Genomic DNA, 21,519 nt, shown 5'->3' on the forward strand with positions numbered 1-21,519 from the left:
AAATACTAATTAATAACTTGTTTTGTGATCTTGCCGATGCAATTCTTTGGAAACAATGAAGTATCATCGACATTCAATGCTAATGTTTGTTATTAGCATGATGCTGCTCTTGTATATATGTTTTTCATATCCATACATTGAATACCAACCATACAATATTTAAATACCGTTTTATCTGGAAGGGATTATGTCAAAAGCAATTCAAGGATTTGAATACGCAATAAAGGATGCTGAAGAGTTATTAGCCCATTTTGATAGTGTAAATGCAAACCCACCTCCACCAAACAGCGAAGTACTAAAACGAGCAGGACTTGTAATGGCACTCACTGCATGGGAAACCTATGTAGAAGATCGTGTTGTCGAAGAAATGCATAAAAAGCTTGCGATTGTTCAAGGTAGCTATCTTGGTGATTTTATATTAAAAAAACTTCATGCAGATTTGAAAACATTCCACAACCCTAGCTCCGATAAAACAAAACGAATTTTTCAAGACTATTTAGGGTTTGATGTCACTGAAGGGTGGCGGTGGTCAAATTACGAGCCAGATAAAGCCAGATCAACATTGAATCAATGGATTAAGAAGCGTGGGGATGCAGCCCATCGATCAAAACCTATAAACTCAGGAATTCCATCAGCTCATTTGATTAAACGTGACGAACTTGAAAAAGTAATCAGATTTATAAAAGACTTGGTGAAGGCCACCGACAACTATGTCAATGAAAAGATAGATCAGCACCATGCTTCTGTTTTTGAGAGACAGCATCAGATATCAAGCTAAACAACTGAAAAAAAGTGCTGTATCTTGGCGATTCCATAATAACTACGCAAGTCTATACAGCTCTAACTATCACTTGACACCGACTTTGTCGGTGTCATTTATCGGATCCCATTGCTGCTCTCCCCTCAATACTGTTTTGCGACCAGCGCCCTGTTTCCAGCAAGTCACGACAAGCATACTGACCCTTCGTTTTTGCCAAGGAGGTTCAGATGTCATCACCCGTGATTGTGATTGCCCAGCTTGAAGCCAAACCCGAATTCGCCGCCCAGTTTCGCGCCGCCCTTGAGCCGCTGATTGCGGCCACGCTGCAAGAGGCGGGCTGCCAGCGCTATCAGTTGCACCAAGACTTGGACAATCCCCACAGCTGGATGCTCTACGAAGTGTGGGAGAGCGAAGCGGCCCTCACCGCCCATCAGGGCCAACCCCACTTTACCGAATTTGTCGCCAAGGCCGAGCCCTGGTTTGCCAGCAGCACCATTCGCCGCTATCAGCCACTGGGCGCCTGACTGGCCCTAGAGCCTGTTTCTGTTCAGCCCATCAAGGGCCAACCACCACCCCATTGAGGAATAAGATGATCAATATGCCACCCATGGGTCTGGGCACCTTCCGCCTGAAGGGCGAGCCGCTGCTTGCCACCCTGACCAACGGTCTGGAGCTGGGCTATCGCCATATCGATACCGCCCAGATCTATGACAACGAAGCCGAAGTCGGCGCCGTGCTGACCCGCAGCACTGTTGCCCGCCACGAGATCTACCTGACCACCAAGGTGTGGACCAGCGAGTTTGGCCCGGGCAAGGTGCTCCCGAGCCTGGAGGTAAGCCTGGAAAAACTGGGCACTGACTATCTGGATCTGGCGCTGATCCACTGGCCCTCCCCCAAGGATGAGGTGCCGATGGCAGTCTATCTGGAGCAGTTGACCGAGGCCAAGGCCCGGGGCCTGACCCGGGAGATCGGGGTCTCCAACTTCACCGTGGCCCAGCTCAAACAGGCTATCGAGATTTTGGGGCCTGGGGCCATCGCCCACCAGCAGATCGAGGTTCATCCCCTGCTGCAAAACCGCAAGGTGGTCGAGTTCTGCAAAGCTAACGGTATCGCCGTCACCGCCTATATGCCGCTCGCCTATGGCAAGGTGCTGAGCGAGCCGCTGCTGATGGAGATTGGCAAACGCCACGGGGTATCGGCTGCACAGGTGTCGCTGGCCTGGCTGCTGGCGCAGGACATGACAGTGATCCCGAGCTCCACCAAGCGGGAGAATCAGGCTGCCAATCTGGCCGCTCTCGATATCGCCTTGAGCAGCGAGGAGATGGCCGCCATCGCCACGCTGGATCGGGGTGAGCGCTGCGCCAACCCGGACTTTGCACCAGATTGGGATTAAACGGGAAGGGAGACATGGGCTCTCTTGCTTCGACGGCGGATACCGGCAACTCTCACGAGCCTATTGCAACTGCGAACTATCCCCTCTCCCGACGGGAGAAGGGTGCAAATAACGCTCAACGACATTTTTCAGCAAAATCGGGAGGTATCATGCCTCCCGCTTTTTTTGCCCTTTCATCTCACTCGTTGCTCATTCCCCCACGCACAGCAGGTTCAGCCAACCCTGTCTCCTTCCATTACCCCCGCCCCCGTTTCCTCTTTTATACCCTACTCGCTCAACACGCTTTGTCTCTGCTTTCCAGTCACTTCGATCTCATCTCTCTTCCCCCCTCTTTGCGGCCACTCTTGTCTCTCCCATTCCCCTCCTACTCATCGCCATTGCTGCTGATTTGGCAAAAGTAATTTGATGTAACCATCATTTTTGCCAACAAACTGTCTCGGCATACTGGCGCCATTCTCCCGTCGGGAGTCCCTAACCAAGGAGTTGTTATGCCACTGGCGTTATTTGCCCTTACCCTGAGTGCCTTTGCGATAGGCACCACCGAATTTGTGATCGTGGGGCTTATCCCCACCATTGCCGAGCAGCTCAATGTCTCGCTTCCCTCGGCGGGCCTTCTGGTCAGCCTCTATGCCCTTGGCGTAGCCATCGGCGCCCCCGTGCTCACAGCGCTGACCGGCAAGGTGCCGCGCAAGTGGCTGCTGGTAGGGCTGATGGCGCTCTTTACCGCCGGCAACCTGCTGGCCTGGCAGGCCCCCGGTTACGAGAGCCTGATTGTGGCCCGCATCCTGACCGGATTGGCGCACGGGGTCTTCTTTTCGGTAGGCAGCACCATCGCCACGGGTCTTGTGGCCAAAGAGAAGGCAGCGAGCGCCATCGCCATCATGTTCAGCGGCCTTACCGTGGCGCTGGTGACAGGCGTACCGCTCGGCACCTGGATTGGTCAGGTCTTTGGCTGGCGTGAAACCTTTCTGGTGGTAAGCCTGCTGGGCCTCATCGCCATGGTGGGTAGCCTGCTGCTAATCCCGGGCAACCTGCCCAAGGGAGCAGCCTCGACCATCCGCGAGCAACTCTCGGTACTGACCAAGAAGCCGCTGCTGCTGGTCTACGCCAAGACCGCCCTCGGTTATGGCGGCGCCTTCACCGCTTTCACCTTCCTCGCCCCCATCCTGCAGCAGGTGAGCGGCTTTAGCGCCGGTGCGGTGAGCCTGATCCTGCTGGTGTACGGGGTATCGGTCGCCATCGGCAATATCTGGGGTGGCAAGCTGGCCGACAAGATGGGTCCCCTGCCGGCGCTCAAGCTGCTGTTTGCCGGTCTGGCGCTGGTGCTGCTGGCCCTCACCTTCACCGCCCCCCATCCGGTGCTGGCCGTGCTGACCGTGCTGGTGTGGGGCGCCTTTGCCTTCGGCAACGTGCCGGGTCTGCAGGTGCTGGTGGTGAAACAAGCCGAGCTGCACACCCCCAAGGCGGTGGATGTGGCCTCCGGCCTCAATATCGCCGCCTTCAACGTTGGCATCGCGCTGGGCTCCGTCGTCGGTGGCCTGGTGGTGGAGCACCTCGGCCTGATGCACACCCCCTGGATCGGCGCCCTTATCGTACTGCTGGCCTACGGACTGACCCATGTCAGCGAGCGCCGCGAAGCCGTCCGGCTCGCCGCCTGTCAGGCATAAGCTGCGCCAGCAGGCGTCACGCAAGGGCGTGGCGCCTGCTGCAATCGGTGCGGCAGGCTTCTATGCTGTGACACAGCGTCAACCCGGCAACTATTTCAGCAACTGTTTCAGTCACTTTTTCAGTAACCAAGCCTGTCACCCTCGCATCATTTGCCACGGAGTCTGTTATGAAGGTGCTTATCGTCTATGCCCATCCCGAACCCAAAAGTTTCAACGGTGCCCTCTTCTGCCACGCCATCAGGGCGCTGGAGCAGGCGGGCCACACGGTGATGACCAGCGATCTCTATGCCATGGGCTTTGATCCCGTCTCGGATCGGCGCAACTTCACCGCCGCCAGCGATCCCGATTTTCTCAAGCTGCAGCTTGAAGAGCTGGCTGCCACCGAGCAGGGCAGCTTCGCCCCGCTGCTGGAGCAGGAGATGCAAAAGCTGGAGGCGGCCGATCTGCTGATCTTCCAGTTCCCGCTCTGGTGGTTTGGTCTGCCCGCCATCCTCAAGGGGTGGGTGGATAGAGTCTTTGCCATGGGGCGGGTCTACGGTCAGGGTCATATCTACGAGAGCGGCAAGTTTCGCGGCAAGCGGGCGTTGCTGAGCCTCACCACCGGCGGCCCTACCGAGACCTATCTGCCCGACGGCTTCAACGGCGATATCGACGGGGTGCTGCGCCCCATCCAGCGCGGGATCCTGCAATTTGTCGGCTTCGATGTGCTGCGCCCCCATATCTGTTATGCCCCGGTGCGGGTCTCGCAAGAAGAGCGGGAAACCTGGCTCGCCCAGTGGGCCGAGCGCCTTGGCCAGATTGAGCAGGAGTCCCCCATCGCAGTCGGCCGCTACCAGTAGCGGCTGACGCGGCTGACACTCCCCCCACACAGCACAAAAACAGCGAGCGGCACCCGGCCGCTCGCTGTTTTTCACGCTCTGTCGTTATGGTTTTTGTTATCCGTGGACAAGCCTTATGCCGCCTGTTGCACGCCTGCTTTGCCGGTCACGGCACGTTTGAGCCAGTAGTCGAGGCTGACGTAGCGGCCCCCGCCGTAAACCAGCAGCACCAGCAGCATCACGAAGTAGGTGGCGGCAAACTCCATCCCGTTGTTGAGCATCACGGGATCCCCGAGCTCCGTGATGTAGTTGTAACGACCGGGGAAGTTCGCCGCCAGCCACTCGATAAAGCCGTTGAGGCGCAAGGTGGCCTCCATGCTGCCGGTGGCGATGGCATCCCAGCCGTGCTTCCAGTGCACCATGGCACTCGCCACGCTCATCAGAAAGATGGTGGGAATGGCCATGATGCGGGTAAAGAGGCCAAGGGCGATGCAGATGCAACCCAGCACCTCGGTGCCCGCCGCCAGAAAGGCGAGCAGGGTCGGGAACGGCAGGTTGAGCCCTCCTTCCGAGACCGGGGCACCAAACCAGGCGACCGTGCCGGCAAACCCCATCACCTTGGAGTGGGCCCCCACATAGATGACCGGAATGAGATAGAGGCGAATGGCCAGCAGGGCCAGAAAATCGAGCCGCTTGCACTGGGCTACCGCCCGCTCGTACCACTGGATCAGGGTGTTGTTCATGGGAATTCTCCTTGGTGTTTGCTAAATGAGGGCAAGGGAGTGCCAGTCTGGCGCTCACCGACGGGCAAGGTCAGCAGACCCAGCCGGTGAAAATGGCGTGCCCACTCGCTCAGATCAAAGTCGCTGCGAACCTGTTGTACCTGTTGCAGGAACGCGGCTTGGGTGATCCCCGGTTGCTGTTGCAGCAACTGGATCAGCGCCACGTCCCATTCGCGCAACCGCTGGGTCACCACCTGATGCTCCGGGCTGCGAAACAGGCCATAGAAGTGGTTGCCCTGCCGGGTCGGCACCACGCCGCTGCGACGAATGGCAAAGGGGAGCTCAAGCAGTTGCAGGGTGGGATTGAGCACAAGCGGACTCTCCGCCGTCACCTCAACCCCCGATATAACTTGCGGCACCACCCCTTCATCAATCTCGACACAGAGGCAGGCCCACTCGTACTCCAGCAGCGCCAGCCGCTGCTTGGGCCAGTTGAGAGAGCCCTCACTGTGGCGATGCTGCACATAGCGGACAAACTCGGTGGCGATATGGTGAAACTCGGGGGTCTCGGCGCCGTGCTGGATAACAAAGCCCTCCACCAGCAGCCACCTGTCCACCGGCGCCCAATGAGCGTGGGTGAGCACAAAGGCACTCTCCAGCACCGACTCCACATTGGCACGCACGCTGCGGGCATAGTGGCTGGCGATGCCATCCTGCGGCAGCCGCACCCGGCTCGCCAGCCAGGCGGTCTGCAGCTGCATCCGCTGCGGCGCCGTTTTGGGCGCAGTGATCAGAGATAACCGTCTACCCATAACGCACCTCCCGCACCTGACTGTCGATCGCCTCGCAACAGGCGCCGTGCACCCGCGCCAGCTCGGCCTCCAGCTCTGCCAGCGGTGGCAGATGGTGATCCCGCTCCAGCAGCAGGGGGCGCAGGCCGTGGGTCTGCACCGTATAACGGGCCAGCGCTACCACCGCCTCGCACACCGGTTTGCCATGGGTATCCAGCAAGGTGCCATCCGCCTCTTCCAGATGACCGGCGATATGAAAATAGCTGATCGCACTGCTCGGCAGCCCGGCAATCATCCGCTTGGGGCAGTAACCGTGGTTGCGGCTGTTCACAAAGACGTTGTTGATATCGAGCAACAGCTCGCAGCCGCTGCGCGCCACCAGCTCGGCGAGAAAATCCTCCTCCGGCATCTCGTGGTCATAGCCGTGGTAGTAGGAGATATTTTCCAGCACCAGCGGGCGGGCCAGCGCCTCCTGCACCTGCGCGATCCGCTCGGCCAGATAGGGGATGTTCTCCCACTGGCGCGGCACCGGTAGCAGTTCGTAGAGATAACCCTGCTGGTCGCGGGAAAAGCTCAGGTGCTCGCTGTAGATCTCGATGCCGAACTCGTCCAGAAAGGTGCGGATCTGGCTGAGCAGGGTGCGATTGAGGGGCTGGCAATCGCCGAGGGAGAGGCTGAGGCCGTGGGCCACCAGCGGGTACCGCTCGGCGATCCGGTGCAACTGCTCGCGCCTGGCGCCGCCGATGGCCATCCAGTTCTCCGGCGCCAGCTCGAGAAAGTCGATGCCGGGGCGGACGGGGCCGGAGCAGAGCGCATCCAGATGCTCCTGACGCAGCCCGATCCCCCGACTGCGGGAGCTTATTGGCCGCATACCCCCTCCGTCATCTTGCTGCCCTGGCTGGATGTATTGCCATCAATCCCCTCTCCCACCACGCCACACTTGCCATCGCGAGCGCGCACCAGCCGCCCCTGCGGATCACTGTCGAGGGCCTGCTTCTCGAAGCGCTTCTCGGTGCCGCACTTGCCCGCCGCACACTTGCCGCCGTGCTGTTCGCTGGGGGCGGCCTTGACCGGCGCATCGCTCGGGGTGGCCGCCAGCGCCAGCCCCGGAGTGAGGGCAATCAGGCTGGTCATGGCGATGGAGAGGGTCAGTTTGCCGGTGGTTTTGTTGCTGCTTGAGTTACTCATGGGCGAACTCCTTGACGGATGAAACGGGGTAGCTGGAGAGATCGCGGGCGGCCACGATCTGGCCGTGGAACTGCTGTTTGACGATGGCCATCGCCTCTTTCTTGTGATTGAGGCCGACCCCCATCCAGTGGTTGAGCACCAGCAGCTTGGGGTTCACCTCGGCGGCAATCTTGGCCACCACCGACGGCTTGGCGTGAAGCGAGGCGGAGACAGGGTCGGCCCCTTCGTGGATGGCGAGCGGCATCACCAGAATGTCGGCCCCCTTGGCAAACGGCACAAAGGCCGGGTTGCTGCCGTTCTGATCTGCAGAGATAACGATGGTTCCCTCGGCGCTCTCGATGCGATAGGCCAGACAGGGCACGTCACCGTGAGGGATGCCGAGGGCGGTGATGGTCAGCCCATCCTGCTGATAGACGGTGTGGGGCTGCGGGCTCTGGTAGGGCACATCGTGCAAGGTGATGGGGAAGAGGCCATCGGTGCCATCCTTGAAGCCGCTCAGGTAGGCATAAGCGCCCTTGTCCTTGTTGAAGAGGGCATCAAAGTAGCCGCTCATGCTGGGGAAGGCCGAGCCGGCCTCTGGCCCCGCCAGATCCAGCGGATCGCTGCGCTCGAAGAAGTAGGCCCCCTTGAGCAGGGCGGGCAGGTCGGTCACATGATCGGTGTGAAAGTGGGTGATGCCGATAAAATCGACCTCTTCGAGCTTGGCCCCCGCCTGGCCGAAGCGCAGGTAGACGCCGCCACCGGCATCGATCAGGATGCGGGATTTCCCCTTCCACCAGATCACCTCGCTGGAGGAGGCACGCAGGTCGTCGGAGATGGGGCCGCCACTGCCGAGCACCTGCAGGGTGAAGGTTTTATCCAGTGGCGTCAGTTGTACCGGTTCGGCACAGGCCGGGGCGACGGTGAGCGCGCACCCGATGGCCAGCGCCACCGCTTTCAATCTCTGTTTCATCACAATTACCTGTCGGTTGGTTGTCGGTTGAAAGTGTGTCGTTTGTGTCGTTTGTGTCGTTTGTGTCGTTTGTGTCGTTTGTGTCGTTTGTGTCGTTTAAAGAGGGGGGATAGAGGGGCCGATGGCGACGAGTGAACGCCAGCCACCGGCCGTGGCGGGGCGCGAGCCCCGCTGTCAGTTACCGTCCCGTTCGTCCGCCTGCCAGCGCGCTTCCAGCCAGAGCAGGTTGCACAGGCCTAGCAGCAGGGCGAATCCGAGGCCCAAAATCCAGGTGAAGTACCACATAGCAGATCCCTTGAGGTCAGTAGAGTTGATGGCTGTCGCGCTTGATGCGGGCACGGTCGAGCTTGCCGCGCACCACCCGATAGACCCAGCCGGTGTAGCCCAGGTTGACCGGCATCAGCACCAGCACGAGGCCGAACATGATGGCCAGGGTCTTGTAGCTGGAGGTGCTGTCCCACAGGGTCAGGCTGCTGACCGCATCGAGGGATGAGGGCAGCACGAAGGGGAACAGGGCGATGGCTACCGAGCAGAGCATGGCGGCGCAGGCGATGGCGCTGGCCAGCAGCGCAATCCGGCCCCGCTCCAGCCAGGAGGCAATCCCGCTCACCAGCGGCGCCAGCGTCCCGATGATCGGCACCAGCCACAGCAGCGGATAGTCAAAGTAGTTGCGCAGCCAGCCTCCGGCGTGGGGGATCACCCCCTTCATCAGCGGGCTGATGGCAGCATTCGGGTCAAAGGGTTGTGTGCCCACACCGGTCAGCTGAAACCCTTGCAGATCCACCAGATGCCAGCCGGCCAGCAGGTAGCAGAGGCTCACCAGCGGGGCCAGCAGGATGGCGATCCCCCGTGCGCGCAGCGCAGGGGTGCCGGTCACCTTGGCTTGCAGAAAACCGGCGCCGTGCAGCAGCAACAGACTGATGGCAGTGGCCAGCACCGAGAGCAACCAGCCCCACTGGAAGTCGAAGGCGCCGTAGTGCAGGCGCAGCGCCGTGTCGAAGCGAAACGGCAGCCCCTCCATCACCAGACCGATAGCCGCACCGAGGATGAGCGCCGGTATCAGGCCACCCGCCACCAGCGCCCGATCCCACCAGCGGCGCCAAACCGGATCGGCCAGCTTGCTGCGATAGTCAAAACCGACCGGACGCAAAAATAGCCCGAGCAGCAGCACCACCATGGGGATGTAAAGCCCCGAGAAGGCGGCGGCATAAACCAGCGGCCAGGCGGCGAACAGGGCACCGGCGCCGGCAATCAGCCACACCTGATTGCCCTCCCACACCGGCCCCACGCTGTTGATCACCAGACGGCGGTCGTCATCATCTTTCGACACCACCGGCAGCAGCATGGCGATGCCGAGATCGAAGCCATCCATCACGATAAAACCGACCATCATGAAGAGCACCAGCGCCCACCAGATGAGTTTCAGGGTTGCGTAATCCATCAGGCGATCCTCGCAAGTTCGGGTTGTTCACCGCTGTAGCGGCCGGTATGGAGAATGGCGGGCCCCTTGCTGATCACATGGCGCAACAGGAACAGCTCCACCACCAGCAACAGGGTGTAGATGGAACAGATGGCGATGAGGCTGAACCAGAGTTGGCCCGGCTGAAGCAAAGAGACCGAGGCCGAGACCGGCAGCACGTCGCTGATGGTCCAGGGTTGACGGCCGAGCTCGGCCACCAGCCAGCCCGCCTCGATGGCAATCCAGGGCAGCGGAATGCTCCAGAGCAGGGTCTTGAGCAACCGTGGCGAGTCTTGCAGCCGGTTGCGGCAGAGCTGGACAAAGCTCACCACCATCAGCCCCAGCATGGTGATGCCAAGCCCCACCATCACCCGAAAGCCCCAGAACAGCGGCGCCACCGGCGGGATGGAGTCATCGACCGCTTTGGCAATCTCCGCCTCCCCCACCTTGGCGATATTGCTGGCATAGGGGGTGAGCAGCAGACCGTAGCCGAGATCCTTGCCGTGCTGCTCGAAGCGGGCGCGGTTGGCCGGTGTATCAGCGCCCTGCCGGATCTGGTCGAGGGCCTCGGCCGCCACCATGCCGCTGCGAATACGCGCCTCGTTCTGCACCTTGATATCCTTGAGGCCGGTCACCGCCTCGTCGATGGAGCGGGTGGCGATGATCCCCATCAGATACGGGATCTTGATGGCGGCGTGTGTAGTCTCTCCCTGCTGATCCGGGAAGCCGAACAGGGTAAAGGAAGCTGGCGCTGGCTCGGTCTCCCACTCCGCCTCGATGGCGGCGAGCTTGACCTTCTGCACCTCGCCGGTGCGATAGCCCGACTCATCCCCGAGCACAATGACCGAGAGAATGGCTGCCAGCCCAAAGCCGGAGGCAATAGCGAATGAGCGCAGGGCAAACTGCACCTCGGTCTTGCGCAGCAGATACCAACTGCTCACCCCCATCACGAACATGGAGGCGGCCACATAGCCCGCCGCAACGGTGTGAACGAACTTCACCTGAGCCACCGGGTTAAAGAGCACGGCGGCGATATCCACCAGCTCCATCCGCTGGGTCAACAGGTTGAACTCGGCCCCCACCGGGTTTTGCATCCAGCCGTTACCGATCAGGATCCAGAGCGCCGAGAGATTGGAGCCGAGCGCCACCAGCATGGTCACCAGCAGGTGCTTGCCGCGGGAGAGCTTGTCCCAACCGAAGAAGAAGAGCCCCACCAGGGTCGATTCGAGGAAGAAGGCCATCAGCCCCTCGATGGCCAGCGGAGTACCGAAGATGTCCCCCACATAGTGGGAGTAGTAAGCCCAGTTGGTGCCGAACTGAAACTCCATGGTGATCCCCGTGGTGACCCCCATGACGAAGTTGATGCCAAACAGTTTGCCCCAGAAGCGGGTGATGTCCTGATAGATCACCTTGCCGGTCATCACATAAGCCGACTCGGCGATCACCAGGATCCAGGACAGCCCCAGCGTGAGGGGCACAAACAGGAAGTGGAACAGGGCCGTGGCGCCAAATTGCAGGCGAGACAGGCTGACCACGTCATCCGGATTGATCATGCGTCACTCTCTTTTGTTGTATTTGCCTTGCACGTTTCGTGCGTGACAAGTACATCACGGAGCATGACACCTATAACAGATGCAGTTATATTGAATTACACCTATAACAGTTGATCCAGATCATGTCCCTTTACCAGCAGTTGGCCGACCGCCTGCAAAGCCAGATTGACGATGGTATCTGGCAACCGGGGGAGCGCATCCCCTCCATTCGCCAGAGCTGCAAGACCCACGGGCTCAGCCCCATGACGGTGTTGCAGGCCTATCAACTGCTGGAGAGTCAGGGGCGGATCCTGGCCCGTCCCCAGTCCGGCTACTACGTCAAAGCCGCCTCACCACAGGTCGTGCAGCACACCCCGAGCCAGACCCACTACAGCGGCTCGGTGGATATCAACGATCTGGTGTTCGAGGTGTTGCAGGCGAGCAAATCGCGGGATCTGGTACCTCTTGGCATGTCGGTGGCAGACCCGACCCTGTTCCCCCATCCCCAGCTCGGGCGGGCGATGGCCAGCTGCATGCGCAAGCTCGATCCCTTCAGCACGGTGGCCGACCTGCCCCCCGGCAACGAAGCGCTGCGCCGCGCCATCGCCCAGCGCTACGCCAGCGACGGGGTGGCGGTCAATCCGCAGGAGATCATCATCACCACCGGCGCCATGGAGGCACTCTCCCTCAGCCTGCAGGTGCTGACCGAGCCCGGTGACTGGGTGGTGGTGGAGTCCCCCACCTTCTATGGCGCCCTGCAGGCCATCGAGCGGCTGAAACTCAAGGCGGTGGAGATCCCGGTCATTCCGGGGGTGGGCATCGATCTCGACCTGCTGGCCGACGCCCTCAGCCAGATGCCGATCAAGGCGTGCTGGCTGATGGGCAATGTGCAGCACCCGCTCGGCCACACCATGCCGGATAGTCACAAAGCGCGGCTGATGGCGCTGCTCAACAGCCATGGGGTGCCGCTGGTGGAGGATGACGTCTATGCGGAGGTCTACTTTGGCCGCGAGCGCCCCAAGCCGATCCGCCACTGGGATCAGCGTGGCGACAGCCTGCTCTGCAGCTCCTTTTCCAAGTGCCTGGCGCCGGGCTTTCGGGTCGGCTGGGTGGTAGCGGGGCCCCATGCCGAGCGGGTGCAGCGGCTGCAACTGATGTCCACCCTCTCCACCAATGTGCCGAGCCAGCTGGCGCTGGCCGAGATGCTGCGCCAGGGCGGAGTCGATGCCCACTTTCGCCGCCTGCGCCACACCCTGGCCCAGCGCCAGCAGCAGATGCGGGCGGCCCTGCAACGGCTGTTGCCGGACGAGGTGCGGATCTCCTCCCCCGATGGTGGCTACTTCCTCTGGCTGGCGCTGCCTGCTCATTTCGACAGCCGCGCCCTGCACGCCAAGGCCCTGGGCAGCGGTTTTTCAGTGGCCCCCGGCGCGCTCTTCTCCAGTCAGGGGCAACACAACCACTGCCTGCGCCTCAACAGCTCCCATCCCTGGAGCGAACAGCTGGAGCAGGCCCTCACCCGGCTGGCGGCGCTGATTGCCGCGCAGCTCGGTGAAAAGTAACGAGGCAAAGAGCCGCTGACGAAACGAACAAAGGCCCGTAACGGGCCTGTGTAGTTGGGGAGTGACGCGCCTTGGCTCGCCATCAGAAACTGGTTATCTGGCCATGATCTGCGACTGCACCTTGAAGCCCAGCGCCTCGTAGAGGGCTTTGGCGCGCTCGTTGAAGACCATCACCTCCAGCCGGATTTGCTGAGCACCACGGGCCTTGGCCCACTCATCGCAATGGGCTATCAGCGCCTTGCCAATCCCGCGGGAGCGGTGCTGCTCATCCACCACCACCGAGCCGATCCGGCAGAGAGGCAGCTTGCTGAGAAAAGGCACGCTCTCATTGATGTCGATCCGCGCAGTCAAAAAGCCCACCACCCTGCCATCCTGCTCGGCAACGCAGAACAGACGCCCTTCTGCACCGATGGCGCCGAGCAGAAATGCCCGCTCCTCTGGTGACGGCGGGCAGAACACCTCGGGATAGTGCTGATGGTGGATCTCTCCTATCTGCCGGTTCAGCTCGACAATGGCGTCTATATCCAGTGCTGTTGCCTTGCGTATCTCCAACGGTTGCTCCTTGCAAAAATGGTGATGGTTCTGCGCCATCTTAGGGGCTGTGCCCCGCAATCCAAATAGGCTCATCCGCATCTTTTGACGAGCAACCTAAACAACAACGCCCCTTGAGCGGGGCGTTATCGGCAATCCATGGCGATGAGGGATATCAGGCGGGGGCGTTAAGCTGGGCCACCTGCCGCTCGATGCTCCCTTTGAGGTTGTCATCGAGTTTGAGGGCGCGTGCCAGCTCGTCGAGATAACCGCGCTCCATAAAGTGATCCACTTCGATGGCGAGCAGGGAGGCGAGATAGACCTCGGTGGCCAGCTCCATGTCGGTCACTTCCCGCGCCAGCGCGTGGGGGTCGAGGGGACGGGCCAGCTCGGCGTCAATCCAGCGGGCGACATCGCTCTGACCCTGTTCGGTCAGGTACTCCTGAATTTTCTGGCGCTCGGCGCCGTCGATATGGCCATCGGCCCGGGCCGCAGCCACCATGGCGCGCACCAAAAGCGCCGCGCGGGCATCCAGCGCATTGCCTTCCAGCCCACTGATGGGATGGGTGGGCTGGGCGGGCGCCGCCTGCTGGGCCTGCCAATCCTGATAGAGCTTGTAGGCCAGCCCACCAAGGGCTGCGGCGCCGCCCACGGCAGCGGCCTTGCCGCCATATTTGCGCACTTTTTTATTGCCCAGCAGCAGACCGAGCGCACCGCCGGCCAGCGCCCCCTGCATCTGCCCCTTGCGCTTGTCTCCACCTTCGTTGAGCCAGCCTTTGCCAGCCCCCAGCAACTGTTCCAGCATCTGTTTCATCGTGACACCTCGCTATTGTTCGCCCCATGCTGGCGCTGGCGTCATGAACCAAGAGTGAATGGGCCCCCATTATTGCGCCGTCCCCTGTGCATCCTGCCGCCATTCGCGGTATACCTGAAACAGGTCAACAAGGAGCATCAGGATGTGCATCATCACCCCTTTCGTGGTTTTGCTGTTGTGCGGCACCGCCAGTGCCGCCAGCGAGCTGGATCGCTCAGCCCAGCAGGCCAAGCTGGATGCCGCCTGCCAGCAAGCTCAGCAGCAACTGGTCGAGCAGGGCAAGCAACAGCGGATCGACGCCTGCATCAAGGAGGACGGCAAGGCCGACAAGTGTCAGCAGGAGTTTGCCAGCTTCGGCCAGCGCGAGGGCAACAAGCGGCCCGACCTCAACAACCTGCCCCCCTGCCAACAGGCTGACGCCTACCGCAAGAGCTACCGCCAATGACACCGAACCAAGGAGAGAGCATGATCCCCCCCCGCGAACTGACCCTGCAATTTCTGGCCGAACCCTCTGACGTCAATTTCGGCGGCAAGGTGCATGGCGGCATGGTGATGAAATGGATCGATCAGGCGGGCTATGCTTGCGCCGCTGGCTGGTGCGGTGGCTATGCGGTGACCGTCTATGTGGGGGGGATCCGCTTTTTGCGCCCCATCCAGATTGGCCAGCTGGTAGAGGTGCACGCCCAGGTGATCCACACCGGTACCACCAGCATGCATCTGGCGGTAGATGTCTACAGCCGCCACCCCACCGACACCGAGCGCCACAAGACCACCCACTGCATCATCATCTTTGTGGCGATGGATGAGCAGGGCAAGCCGACCCCGGTACCTCAGTGGCAACCGGTGAGCGAGAGCGATCTGCAGTTGCAGCAGTACGCCAAAAAGCTGATCGCCCTGCGCGAGGAGATCGACAAGGAGATGCGCCAGCACCTCTGACCCTGGTGATTCCCCTTCCCGATACAGCGGGCGCTTTCGGCCTGCGGCGGCGCCCCTGTATAATCCCCCCTCTTCCCGCAACCGGAACCCTGCCCATGTCACTGGAAACTGCCCCGCCCGAGGTAAAACTCGCGGTGGATCTGATTGAACTGCTGGAAACCAATGAGCTGGCTCCCGAGCTGGTGCTGGCGGCACTGGCCATTGTGAAACAGGATTACGAGCGCAAGCTGGCGGAGGGGAAGGATCACTGATCCCTCCCCGCACTTTTTCTGCCTTATCTTTCCGACGCCAGTTTTTCCCCACAGAGCCACTCACTGCGGCCCCATCACCTCGTCACAGAGGGCGATCAGGGCCGAACTCAAGCGGGTGAGCGGCTCACTCCCGCTTACCCCGGCATGGAGCGCCAGCTCCACCGGCGCCACCTTGGGCCACTGGGTCAGGGCCAGCTGATCGGCGGGCATCAACCTTTTGGGTAGCAAGCTCACCCCGATCCCCGCGCTCACCGCCCCCTGCAAACTGGCAAGGCTGGCGCTGACATAGGCAATACGCCAACGCCGACCGAGGCCATCGAGCGCCTCGGTCATCTGCCGCCGATAGAGCCCTTCGCTCGGAAACACCACCAGCGGCAGCGGATCCCGTTCCCGTGCGGGCCAGTCGCGACTGTCGACCCACACCAGCGGCTCGCGCCAGCTGGCAAGGGGCGAACCCTGCCCCCGCGTTTGCTTGACCAGCGCCAGATCCAGCTCTCCCGCCTCGAAGCGCTGCCAGATCTCGTGGCTCAGGCCGCTTTGCACCTCCAACCGCACCTCGGGGTAGTCGCGGGCAAAGGCGGCCAGCACCGGGGTAATGGCCCCTGCGGCGAAATCCTCCGGCACCCCGAGGCTGAGGGACACGCTCCCCTCGCTCACCTGCTCCTCGGCCTGTGCCAGCAGCGCCAGAATGCGGCGGGCCAGCCCCAGCAATTTTTCCCCCTCCGCCGTCGCCACCACCTGACGGCCAGCGCGATCCAGCAGTGGGCAGCCAAGCTGCTGCTCAAGGCGGCGGATCTGCTGGCTGATGGTGGATTGGGTCAGATGGACCCGTTCACCGGCGCGGGTAAAGCTGCCGGTGTCGATAATGGCGACAAAACTGCGCAGTAACAGGGGATCCAGCATGGGTTTCTCCATTTATAAAATCACTGAAACTCATTTTATCATTTAATTTCCAAATGGTTTGTTTCGCCGCTAGGCTGGCGCTTTTGCCTCCTTTGACGGTGATCTGCCATGTTCAGCCCCGATGACTCCGCGTCCCGAAAGCCCCCTGTCTCTCTCAGAACCGGAAACAGCACCCGATGAATCAACAAAATGCGGATCAACCCGCAGGCCAGACCGCACTGCTGGTGCTGGTGATCCTGACTGGCCTGAATCTGCGCCCCTTTCTTACCGCCATCGGCCCGCTGAGCGGCGAGATTGGCCGCGCCCTGTCGCTGGGGATGGACACCCTCGCCTGGCTTACCCTGTTGCCGCTCTGGCTGATCGGGGTTGGCGTGCTGCTCACCCCCAGCCTGCGTCGGCGCGCCAGTGCGTGCCAACTATTGGGGGCGGCCCTGCTGCTGCTCGGCATTGGCAGCGCTATGCGCTTCGATGCCCAAAGCGGTGCCTTGCTGATCGCCAGCGCGGCGCTGTGTGGATTGGGGTCGGCACTGGTGCAGGGAGTGCTGCCCGCCCTTATCAAGCAGGCCTTCGCCCGCAAGGTGCCGCTGGTGATGGGGATCTTCTCCGCCTGCATGATGGGGGGAGGGGCGCTGGGGGCCAGCCTCACGCCAAGGCTGGCAGTGAGCCTCGACTGGTCGCGGGCGCTGGGGGCCAGCCTCACGCCAAGGCTGGCAGTGAGCCTCGACTGGTCGCGGGCGCTGGCACTCTGGAGCCTGCCGGTGCTGCTGGCCCTCGTCTGGCTGGGGTGGAAAGTGCGTCTGCCAAGCACCGCGGCAGTCGCTATTCCCCACGGCGAACAGCGGCTGATCACCCTGCCCCGCAGCTGGTTGCTGATCGTCTGCTTTGGCATCATCAACAGCGGTTACGGCATCGTAGTGGCCTGGCTGGCCCCCGCCTATATGGCGAATGGGTGGAGCGCCGCGCAGGCGGGCGAGCTGGTCGCCTGGCTGGCACTGGCCCAGACTGCCAGTGGCCTCGGCCTGCCGCTGCTGGCCGCCCGCAAGATGGATCGGCGGCCATGGATGGCGCTGGCAATTGCCATGCAGCTGGCGGGATTCGGCGGCCTCTGGCTGGCGCCAGCCAGCGCCCCCATTCTCTGGTGTATGCTGTGCGGCGCCGGTCTTGGCGGCAGTTTTTCGCTGATCATGGTGATTGCGCTCGATCACCTGCCAGACCCGCGCCGCGCAGGCACCCTGAGCGCCCTGATGCAGGGGTTCGGCTTTATGCTGGCGGCCACCGGCCCCTGGGTGGCGGCGCGGCTCTATCACTATGTGGGCGACTTTGCGGCCGCCTGGCAGTGGCAACTGGGGGGCTTGCTGCTGATGAGCCTGCTGGTGCTGCGCCTAGACCCGCGCCACTATCCCCGCGTCATGGGGTTACCGACCGCCAGCGAGCCGACCATTTCGGCCCCCCTCCCAACCAGCTCTGCTGCCCAAAACAACACACCGGCCTGAGGCCGGTGTGTTGGAGATAATAGTGTTGGGGATAACCGTATTGGAGATGACTGGCGGCTGATGCCACTCAGGGGAGCAACTTAGCGCCCCTTCTTCTGCCGTCCGGTGTTAGCGGTGCGCGGCTTGCCAGCGGCCGGTTTGCCACCCTTGGGAGCCCCTTTGCCAGCGCCGCCCTTGTTGGCAGCACCTTTACCCGCGCCCCCCTTGCCCACCGGCAGCTTCTTCTCGAAAGCCTCCGGGCCCGGCACATTAGGACGCCCGCCAATCTCGTGATCATCATCGCGGCGCGGCTTCTTGCCCTGCCCCGGTTTGGCGGTTTGCGCCGCAGGGGCCTTGGCCGCCTTGGGTTTGTCGCCTTTGGCCGGTTTCACCTCGGAGGAGGAGTCCTCAATCAGCTTGAACAGATCGATCAGCTCGTCGTCGGTCAGATCGCGCCACTCGCCCACCGGCAGCCCCTTGAGGCTGACGTTCATGATGCGGATACGCTCCAGCTTGGTCACTTCAAAACCGAAGTGTTCGCACATGCGGCGGATCTGGCGATTCAGCCCCTGCACCAGGGTGATGCGAAAGACGAACGGTGCCTCTTTCTTCACCTTGCACTTCTTGGTCACAGTACCAAGGATCGGCACCCCGGCCGCCATGCCGCGCACAAACTCGTCGGTCACCGGCTTGTCGACGGTCACCAGATACTCTTTCTCGTGATCGTTGCCTGCCCGCAGGATCTTGTTGACCAGATCGCCGTGGTTGGTGAGGAAAATCAGCCCCTGCGAATCCTTGTCGAGCCGCCCGATGGGGAAGACCCGGGTGCTGTGGTTGACGAAATCGACGATATTGTCTTTCTCGCCCGCCTCCGTGGTACTGACGATGCCCACCGGCTTGTTGAGGGCGATTAGCACCAGACTGTCCGCCTCGCGCGGCTCGATCACCTGACCGTTCACCTTGACCAGATCACCAACCTGCACCTGATCGCCAATCCCGGCGCGCTTGCCGTTGATAAAGACGTGGCCCTGCTCGATAAAGCGGTCGGCCTCGCGGCGCGAGCAGATACCGCTCTCGCTGATGTATTTGTTCAGGCGCATGGATTCGTTAGCCAGCATGGATCACCTGCCACAGGTTCTGGGCCGCGCCCGGTTGTGCCATCGCCTGTTCCGGCTGTGCCGGGGAGGCTGTTTGCTGCATCAGCCAATTCACTACGTCAAAGTTCTGCATACCATTCCATCTTCAAAAAAGGCCAATGCCAGCTTATCCATCAAAAAACGCCGCTACAGTAGCATAATTGCCCCCTTTCAGGGGCAGATAGTTGCAAGGTCGCAGCGCCCAAGCGGGCATCCGCGGATAAGTTCACAGCGCCAGATGGCCCGCGATGCAGCCTTCGAACGGCCAGCCTGATGCCAACGGCAGGATCTGGTGCCCACAGCCAGCGCGGACGAACGCCATCAACTATACATATCACCTTGTTTCCATTAGGCTTTAAGCCGGTTGGCCGCGCCAAATGTGCTGCGCCGAACTCGCCCGCCCAGAGGCGGCCCCATCTCTATCGCCAAGGATTGCACCATGCTGGCTCACACTCGCCGCCTTGTTCGCCGTGCTCTGCTGACCCTGTTGCTGCTGTTGCTGACCGCGTGGGCGGTGATCGCCTACTTCGCCTGGCAGGCAGCGCCGCTGCAGCTGTGGCACACAGTGGTGCCCCCCGAACTCAGCGCCGAGGAGCTCGACAACAGCGACTGGCAAGCCTATCTGGCCCGCGAAGCAGAGCTGTTCGAGCTGGTGGCCACCGAGGTAGTCGCCAAGACGCCGCCGGAGCAGCAACTGGCCAGCAATCGCTACTATCAGGACGCCCCCATCAATCCCGCCCGCTTTCAGCAGAACTGGAACCGCTCCTATCTGCTGCGCCCCGAGGGGGAAGTCAAAGGGGTGGCGGTGCTGCTGCACGGCCTGACCGACTCCCCCTACAGCCTGCGCCATCTGGCCAGACGCTATCAGCAGCAGGGCTTTATCGCGCTGGGGCTGAGGATCCCCGGCCACGGCACCGTGCCCGCAGGCCTCGTGGATGTGGATTGGGAAACCTGGCTGGCCGCCACCCGACTGGCGGTGCGGGAGGCCAGATTGCTGGCACCGGGCAAGCGGCCGCTGCATCTGGTGGGCTTTTCCAACGGCGGCGCGCTGGCGGTGAAATATGCGTTCGATGCGCTGGCCGACCCGAGCGGTGCGCTGGCAAAACCGGATCGGCTGGTGCTGATCTCCCCGATGATCGGGGTGACCCGCTTTGCCCGCTTCGCCGGGATCAAGGCCGTGCCTGCCCTGCTGCCCGCCTTTGCCAACGCCGCCTGGCTCGACACCATGCCGGAGTTCAACCCGTTCAAGTACAACTCGTTCCCGGTCAACGGCGCGCGCCAGTCCTACCGCCTGACCCACGCCATTCAGCAGCAGGTGCGCCAGCTGGCCGCCAGTGGCGAGCTGGCGGCATTTCCCCCCGCCCTCACCTTCCAGTCGGTGATGGACTACACCGTCAGCACCCGCTCCATCATTGCCGATCTCTACCACTACCTGCCGGCCAACGGCAGCGAACTGGTGCTGTTTGATATCAACCGCAGCACCCTGTTTGGCCCGCTGATGAGCTCGGCCTCCGAGCTGGCGCTGCACCGCTTGCTGCCAAACGCCCCCGGGCACTATCGCCTCACCGTGGTGGGCAATGTGGACCCCGCCTCCCCCGCGACGCAGGCCAGAACGCTGGCCACCGGCGATCAGCCTGAGCAGGTCCGCCCGCTGGATGTCGATTATCCCAAGGAGATCTACTCCCTCTCCCACGTGGCGCTCCCCTTCCCGATGGACGACCCCCTCTATGGCATGGCGGCGCGCCCGGAGCAGCGGGAGCAATATGGCATCAATCTCGGCGGTCTGGCCCTGCGTGGCGAGCGTGGCGTGCTGATCGTCAACCCCGGCGCCCTCACCCGCACCTCCTCCAACCCCTTCTACCCCTATCTGCAGCAGCGGGTAATGGAGACCCTCACCGCCCCTCCTGTCGCCCGACCTGCCGCTGTAACTCCTGCCAGCAGTGGTCAACCTGATGCGGCCCATCAGGCCGAGCTGGAGCTGTTTTTACAGGAGAGCGACGAGAGCAGCGCGCCTTTCTAGGATGTTTCTGGAGTATCGGCAAAGAGCCACTGGCGCTGGGTCGATGGCGATACAAGAAAGGGGCCGTCAATTGACGGCCCCTTTCTATTGATGATGGCGATGGGAGTGATGGCTTGGTGGGCTCAGGGATAGATGCTCACTTCTATCAGGTTCTGATCCGGGTCGAGGAAGTAGAGTGATTCTGATAGGTGTTGCACCGTCAGGCGCCGCACCAACCCTGTCAGGGATAGATGCTCACTTCTATCAGGTTCTGGTCAGGGTCGAGGAAGTAGATGGATTCTATCGGCCCGCAAGCCCCGCTTTTGGTCACCGGCCCCTCGACAATCTCCACCCCGTGGCAGGCAAGCTGGGCCATCACCTGCTCCAGCGGCCAGCGGGTGATAAGGCAGACATCCCCCGACCCCACCTGCGCCCGGTTGCGCGGCTCCTGCCCAAGCAGTTGCAGATTGATCTTCTGGTTGCCAAACCCTACCGCCCGGCGCCCCGCACCGAAGGTGATGGCCTCCATATTGAGCACCGAACTGTAAAACGCCACGGCCCGTTCGATATCACTGACCGTCAATACCAGATGGTCGATATGGCTGATCATGGTTACCTCCTGGTGGTGATCTGGCT

25 protein-coding genes are annotated in these 21,519 nt (G+C 61.8%); 11 read left to right on the plus strand and 14 right to left on the minus strand.

The genetic code is table 11. From position 1 onward, the window contains the following. Window positions 1–187 precede the first annotated feature (187 nt). From G5195_RS13015 to G5195_RS13035, 5 genes are all read left to right on the plus strand, one after another. Window positions 188–778, plus strand: a complete 591-nt coding sequence (locus G5195_RS13015; RefSeq protein ID WP_266135073.1) for a HEPN domain-containing protein — start codon at window positions 188–190, stop codon at window positions 776–778. A 209-nt stretch (window positions 779–987) separates the two neighbouring features. Then, complete coding sequence (locus G5195_RS13020; protein WP_064336428.1) at window positions 988–1,284, plus strand: putative quinol monooxygenase; 297 nt, start codon at window positions 988–990, stop codon at window positions 1,282–1,284. Between the two features lie 65 nt (window positions 1,285–1,349). Further along, window positions 1,350–2,153 (plus strand): 2,5-didehydrogluconate reductase DkgB, encoded by an 804-nt coding sequence (dkgB, locus tag G5195_RS13025; RefSeq protein WP_216953294.1) that lies wholly within the window; start codon window positions 1,350–1,352, stop codon window positions 2,151–2,153. A gap of 488 nt (window positions 2,154–2,641) precedes the next feature. After that, window positions 2,642–3,820, plus strand: a complete 1,179-nt coding sequence (locus tag G5195_RS13030; protein ID WP_201995468.1) for an MFS transporter — start codon at window positions 2,642–2,644, stop codon at window positions 3,818–3,820. 167 nt (window positions 3,821–3,987) lie between these two features. Then, window positions 3,988–4,659 (plus strand): NAD(P)H-dependent oxidoreductase, encoded by a 672-nt coding sequence (locus G5195_RS13035; protein ID WP_421223708.1) that lies wholly within the window; start codon window positions 3,988–3,990, stop codon window positions 4,657–4,659. Between the two features lie 113 nt (window positions 4,660–4,772). Here G5195_RS13035 and G5195_RS13040 read toward each other — a convergent pair whose 3' ends face one another. The 8 genes from G5195_RS13040 to G5195_RS13075 form a co-directional block, all read right to left on the minus strand. Then, the gene (locus G5195_RS13040; RefSeq protein WP_064338242.1) at window positions 4,773–5,381 is read right to left on the minus strand and encodes a DoxX family protein; all 609 of its coding nucleotides are present in this window, start codon (window positions 5,379–5,381) and stop codon (window positions 4,773–4,775) included. Next, entirely contained in the window at window positions 5,378–6,172 is a 795-nt protein-coding gene (locus G5195_RS13045; RefSeq protein WP_266135076.1) for a putative DNA-binding domain-containing protein, read from the minus strand. The genes G5195_RS13040 and G5195_RS13045 overlap by 4 nt, the downstream gene beginning before the upstream one ends. Beyond that, window positions 6,165–7,022 carry a DUF692 domain-containing protein gene (locus G5195_RS13050; RefSeq protein ID WP_201995465.1) on the minus strand — a complete coding sequence of 286 codons (858 nt, stop codon included), beginning with the start codon at window positions 7,020–7,022 and terminating at the stop codon, window positions 6,165–6,167. Before G5195_RS13050 ends, G5195_RS13045 begins: the two co-directional genes overlap by 8 nt. Further along, window positions 7,010–7,339 carry a hypothetical protein gene (locus G5195_RS13055; RefSeq protein WP_201995464.1) on the minus strand — a complete coding sequence of 110 codons (330 nt, stop codon included), beginning with the start codon at window positions 7,337–7,339 and terminating at the stop codon, window positions 7,010–7,012. Before G5195_RS13055 ends, G5195_RS13050 begins: the two co-directional genes overlap by 13 nt. After that, on the minus strand, window positions 7,332–8,291 hold the full coding sequence (locus G5195_RS13060; RefSeq protein ID WP_421236213.1) for an MBL fold metallo-hydrolase: 960 nt from the start codon (window positions 8,289–8,291) through the stop codon (window positions 7,332–7,334). Before G5195_RS13060 ends, G5195_RS13055 begins: the two co-directional genes overlap by 8 nt. Before the next feature lie 174 nt (window positions 8,292–8,465). Continuing rightward, the gene (cydX, locus tag G5195_RS13065) at window positions 8,466–8,576 is read right to left on the minus strand and encodes a cytochrome bd-I oxidase subunit CydX (RefSeq protein WP_005337572.1); all 111 of its coding nucleotides are present in this window, start codon (window positions 8,574–8,576) and stop codon (window positions 8,466–8,468) included. 16 nt (window positions 8,577–8,592) lie between these two features. Beyond that, window positions 8,593–9,732 carry a cytochrome d ubiquinol oxidase subunit II gene (gene cydB / locus G5195_RS13070; RefSeq protein ID WP_421223706.1) on the minus strand — a complete coding sequence of 380 codons (1,140 nt, stop codon included), beginning with the start codon at window positions 9,730–9,732 and terminating at the stop codon, window positions 8,593–8,595. After that, the gene (locus G5195_RS13075; RefSeq protein ID WP_421223704.1) at window positions 9,732–11,303 is read right to left on the minus strand and encodes a cytochrome ubiquinol oxidase subunit I; all 1,572 of its coding nucleotides are present in this window, start codon (window positions 11,301–11,303) and stop codon (window positions 9,732–9,734) included. The genes cydB and G5195_RS13075 overlap by 1 nt, the downstream gene beginning before the upstream one ends. A 122-nt stretch (window positions 11,304–11,425) precedes the next feature. Here G5195_RS13075 and G5195_RS13080 point away from each other — a divergent pair, with 122 nt between their 5' ends. Continuing rightward, a complete protein-coding gene (locus G5195_RS13080; protein ID WP_421223702.1) occupies window positions 11,426–12,841 on the plus strand; it encodes a PLP-dependent aminotransferase family protein in 1,416 nt (471 codons plus the stop codon). 93 nt (window positions 12,842–12,934) lie between these two features. On the opposite strand, the gene G5195_RS13085 is transcribed toward G5195_RS13080, so the two are convergent. Beyond that, entirely contained in the window at window positions 12,935–13,393 is a 459-nt protein-coding gene (locus G5195_RS13085) for a GNAT family N-acetyltransferase (RefSeq protein WP_421223700.1), read from the minus strand. 154 nt (window positions 13,394–13,547) lie between these two features. Next, window positions 13,548–14,186 carry a tellurite resistance TerB family protein gene (locus G5195_RS13090; protein ID WP_042656069.1) on the minus strand — a complete coding sequence of 213 codons (639 nt, stop codon included), beginning with the start codon at window positions 14,184–14,186 and terminating at the stop codon, window positions 13,548–13,550. 142 nt (window positions 14,187–14,328) lie between these two features. Here G5195_RS13090 and G5195_RS13095 point away from each other — a divergent pair, with 142 nt between their 5' ends. From G5195_RS13095 to rsmS, 3 genes are all read left to right on the plus strand, one after another. Beyond that, on the plus strand, window positions 14,329–14,631 hold the full coding sequence (locus tag G5195_RS13095) for a hypothetical protein (protein WP_421223698.1): 303 nt from the start codon (window positions 14,329–14,331) through the stop codon (window positions 14,629–14,631). Between the two features lie 20 nt (window positions 14,632–14,651). Further along, entirely contained in the window at window positions 14,652–15,122 is a 471-nt protein-coding gene (locus G5195_RS13100; protein ID WP_337072759.1) for an acyl-CoA thioesterase, read from the plus strand. Window positions 15,123–15,217: 95 nt separating this feature from the next. Then, a complete protein-coding gene (gene rsmS / locus G5195_RS13105; protein ID WP_080768580.1) occupies window positions 15,218–15,373 on the plus strand; it encodes a pleiotropic regulatory protein RsmS in 156 nt (51 codons plus the stop codon). Between the two features lie 60 nt (window positions 15,374–15,433). Here the strand turns inward: rsmS and G5195_RS13110 are convergent, their stop codons facing one another. Next, a complete protein-coding gene (locus G5195_RS13110) occupies window positions 15,434–16,276 on the minus strand; it encodes a LysR family transcriptional regulator (RefSeq protein ID WP_421223697.1) in 843 nt (280 codons plus the stop codon). Between the two features lie 176 nt (window positions 16,277–16,452). Here G5195_RS13110 and G5195_RS13115 point away from each other — a divergent pair, with 176 nt between their 5' ends. Continuing rightward, window positions 16,453–17,769, plus strand: a complete 1,317-nt coding sequence (locus G5195_RS13115; protein WP_421236214.1) for an MFS transporter — start codon at window positions 16,453–16,455, stop codon at window positions 17,767–17,769. An 80-nt stretch (window positions 17,770–17,849) separates the two neighbouring features. Here the strand turns inward: G5195_RS13115 and rluF are convergent, their stop codons facing one another. Next, window positions 17,850–18,866 (minus strand): 23S rRNA pseudouridine(2604) synthase RluF, encoded by a 1,017-nt coding sequence (rluF, locus tag G5195_RS13120; protein WP_115544538.1) that lies wholly within the window; start codon window positions 18,864–18,866, stop codon window positions 17,850–17,852. Next, window positions 18,856–18,978, minus strand: a complete 123-nt coding sequence (locus G5195_RS13125) for a hypothetical protein (protein ID WP_005359634.1) — start codon at window positions 18,976–18,978, stop codon at window positions 18,856–18,858. The genes rluF and G5195_RS13125 overlap by 11 nt, the downstream gene beginning before the upstream one ends. A gap of 345 nt (window positions 18,979–19,323) precedes the next feature. On the opposite strand from G5195_RS13125, the gene G5195_RS13130 reads away from it, so the two are divergent. Further along, on the plus strand, window positions 19,324–20,904 hold the full coding sequence (locus G5195_RS13130) for an alpha/beta hydrolase (RefSeq protein ID WP_421223691.1): 1,581 nt from the start codon (window positions 19,324–19,326) through the stop codon (window positions 20,902–20,904). 220 nt (window positions 20,905–21,124) lie between these two features. Here the strand turns inward: G5195_RS13130 and G5195_RS13135 are convergent, their stop codons facing one another. After that, complete coding sequence (locus G5195_RS13135; RefSeq protein WP_005337594.1) at window positions 21,125–21,493, minus strand: VOC family protein; 369 nt, start codon at window positions 21,491–21,493, stop codon at window positions 21,125–21,127. Window positions 21,494–21,519: the final 26 nt, after the last annotated feature.

The sequence above is a fragment of the Aeromonas sp. 601039 genome, assembly GCF_049174415.1.
GTDB classification, from domain to species: domain Bacteria; phylum Pseudomonadota; class Gammaproteobacteria; order Enterobacterales; family Aeromonadaceae; genus Aeromonas; species Aeromonas veronii_A.

Bases quoted from the DNA above. Each gene is read 5' to 3' on its own strand.
- G5195_RS13015 (WP_266135073.1), top strand. From the start codon at position 188: ATGTCAAAAGCAATTCAAGGATTTGAATACGCAATAAAGGATGCTGAA.
- G5195_RS13020 (WP_064336428.1), top strand. From the start codon at position 988: ATGTCATCACCCGTGATTGTGATTGCCCAGCTTGAAGCCAAACCCGAA.
- dkgB (WP_216953294.1), top strand. From the start codon at position 1,350: ATGATCAATATGCCACCCATGGGTCTGGGCACCTTCCGCCTGAAGGGC.
- G5195_RS13030 (WP_201995468.1), top strand. From the start codon at position 2,642: ATGCCACTGGCGTTATTTGCCCTTACCCTGAGTGCCTTTGCGATAGGC.
- G5195_RS13035 (WP_421223708.1), top strand. From the start codon at position 3,988: ATGAAGGTGCTTATCGTCTATGCCCATCCCGAACCCAAAAGTTTCAAC.
- G5195_RS13040 (WP_064338242.1), bottom strand. From the start codon at position 5,381: ATGAACAACACCCTGATCCAGTGGTACGAGCGGGCGGTAGCCCAGTGC.
- G5195_RS13045 (WP_266135076.1), bottom strand. From the start codon at position 6,172: ATGGGTAGACGGTTATCTCTGATCACTGCGCCCAAAACGGCGCCGCAG.
- G5195_RS13050 (WP_201995465.1), bottom strand. From the start codon at position 7,022: ATGCGGCCAATAAGCTCCCGCAGTCGGGGGATCGGGCTGCGTCAGGAG.
- G5195_RS13055 (WP_201995464.1), bottom strand. From the start codon at position 7,339: ATGAGTAACTCAAGCAGCAACAAAACCACCGGCAAACTGACCCTCTCC.
- G5195_RS13060 (WP_421236213.1), bottom strand. From the start codon at position 8,291: ATGAAACAGAGATTGAAAGCGGTGGCGCTGGCCATCGGGTGCGCGCTC.
- cydX (WP_005337572.1), bottom strand. From the start codon at position 8,576: ATGTGGTACTTCACCTGGATTTTGGGCCTCGGATTCGCCCTGCTGCTA.
- cydB (WP_421223706.1), bottom strand. From the start codon at position 9,732: ATGGATTACGCAACCCTGAAACTCATCTGGTGGGCGCTGGTGCTCTTC.
- G5195_RS13075 (WP_421223704.1), bottom strand. From the start codon at position 11,303: ATGATCAATCCGGATGACGTGGTCAGCCTGTCTCGCCTGCAATTTGGC.
- G5195_RS13080 (WP_421223702.1), top strand. From the start codon at position 11,426: ATGTCCCTTTACCAGCAGTTGGCCGACCGCCTGCAAAGCCAGATTGAC.
- G5195_RS13090 (WP_042656069.1), bottom strand. From the start codon at position 14,186: ATGAAACAGATGCTGGAACAGTTGCTGGGGGCTGGCAAAGGCTGGCTC.
- G5195_RS13095 (WP_421223698.1), top strand. From the start codon at position 14,329: ATGTGCATCATCACCCCTTTCGTGGTTTTGCTGTTGTGCGGCACCGCC.
- G5195_RS13100 (WP_337072759.1), top strand. From the start codon at position 14,652: ATGATCCCCCCCCGCGAACTGACCCTGCAATTTCTGGCCGAACCCTCT.
- rsmS (WP_080768580.1), top strand. From the start codon at position 15,218: ATGTCACTGGAAACTGCCCCGCCCGAGGTAAAACTCGCGGTGGATCTG.
- G5195_RS13110 (WP_421223697.1), bottom strand. From the start codon at position 16,276: ATGCTGGATCCCCTGTTACTGCGCAGTTTTGTCGCCATTATCGACACC.
- G5195_RS13115 (WP_421236214.1), top strand. From the start codon at position 16,453: ATGAATCAACAAAATGCGGATCAACCCGCAGGCCAGACCGCACTGCTG.
- rluF (WP_115544538.1), bottom strand. From the start codon at position 18,866: ATGCTGGCTAACGAATCCATGCGCCTGAACAAATACATCAGCGAGAGC.
- G5195_RS13125 (WP_005359634.1), bottom strand. From the start codon at position 18,978: ATGCAGAACTTTGACGTAGTGAATTGGCTGATGCAGCAAACAGCCTCC.
- G5195_RS13130 (WP_421223691.1), top strand. From the start codon at position 19,324: ATGCTGGCTCACACTCGCCGCCTTGTTCGCCGTGCTCTGCTGACCCTG.
- G5195_RS13135 (WP_005337594.1), bottom strand. From the start codon at position 21,493: ATGATCAGCCATATCGACCATCTGGTATTGACGGTCAGTGATATCGAA.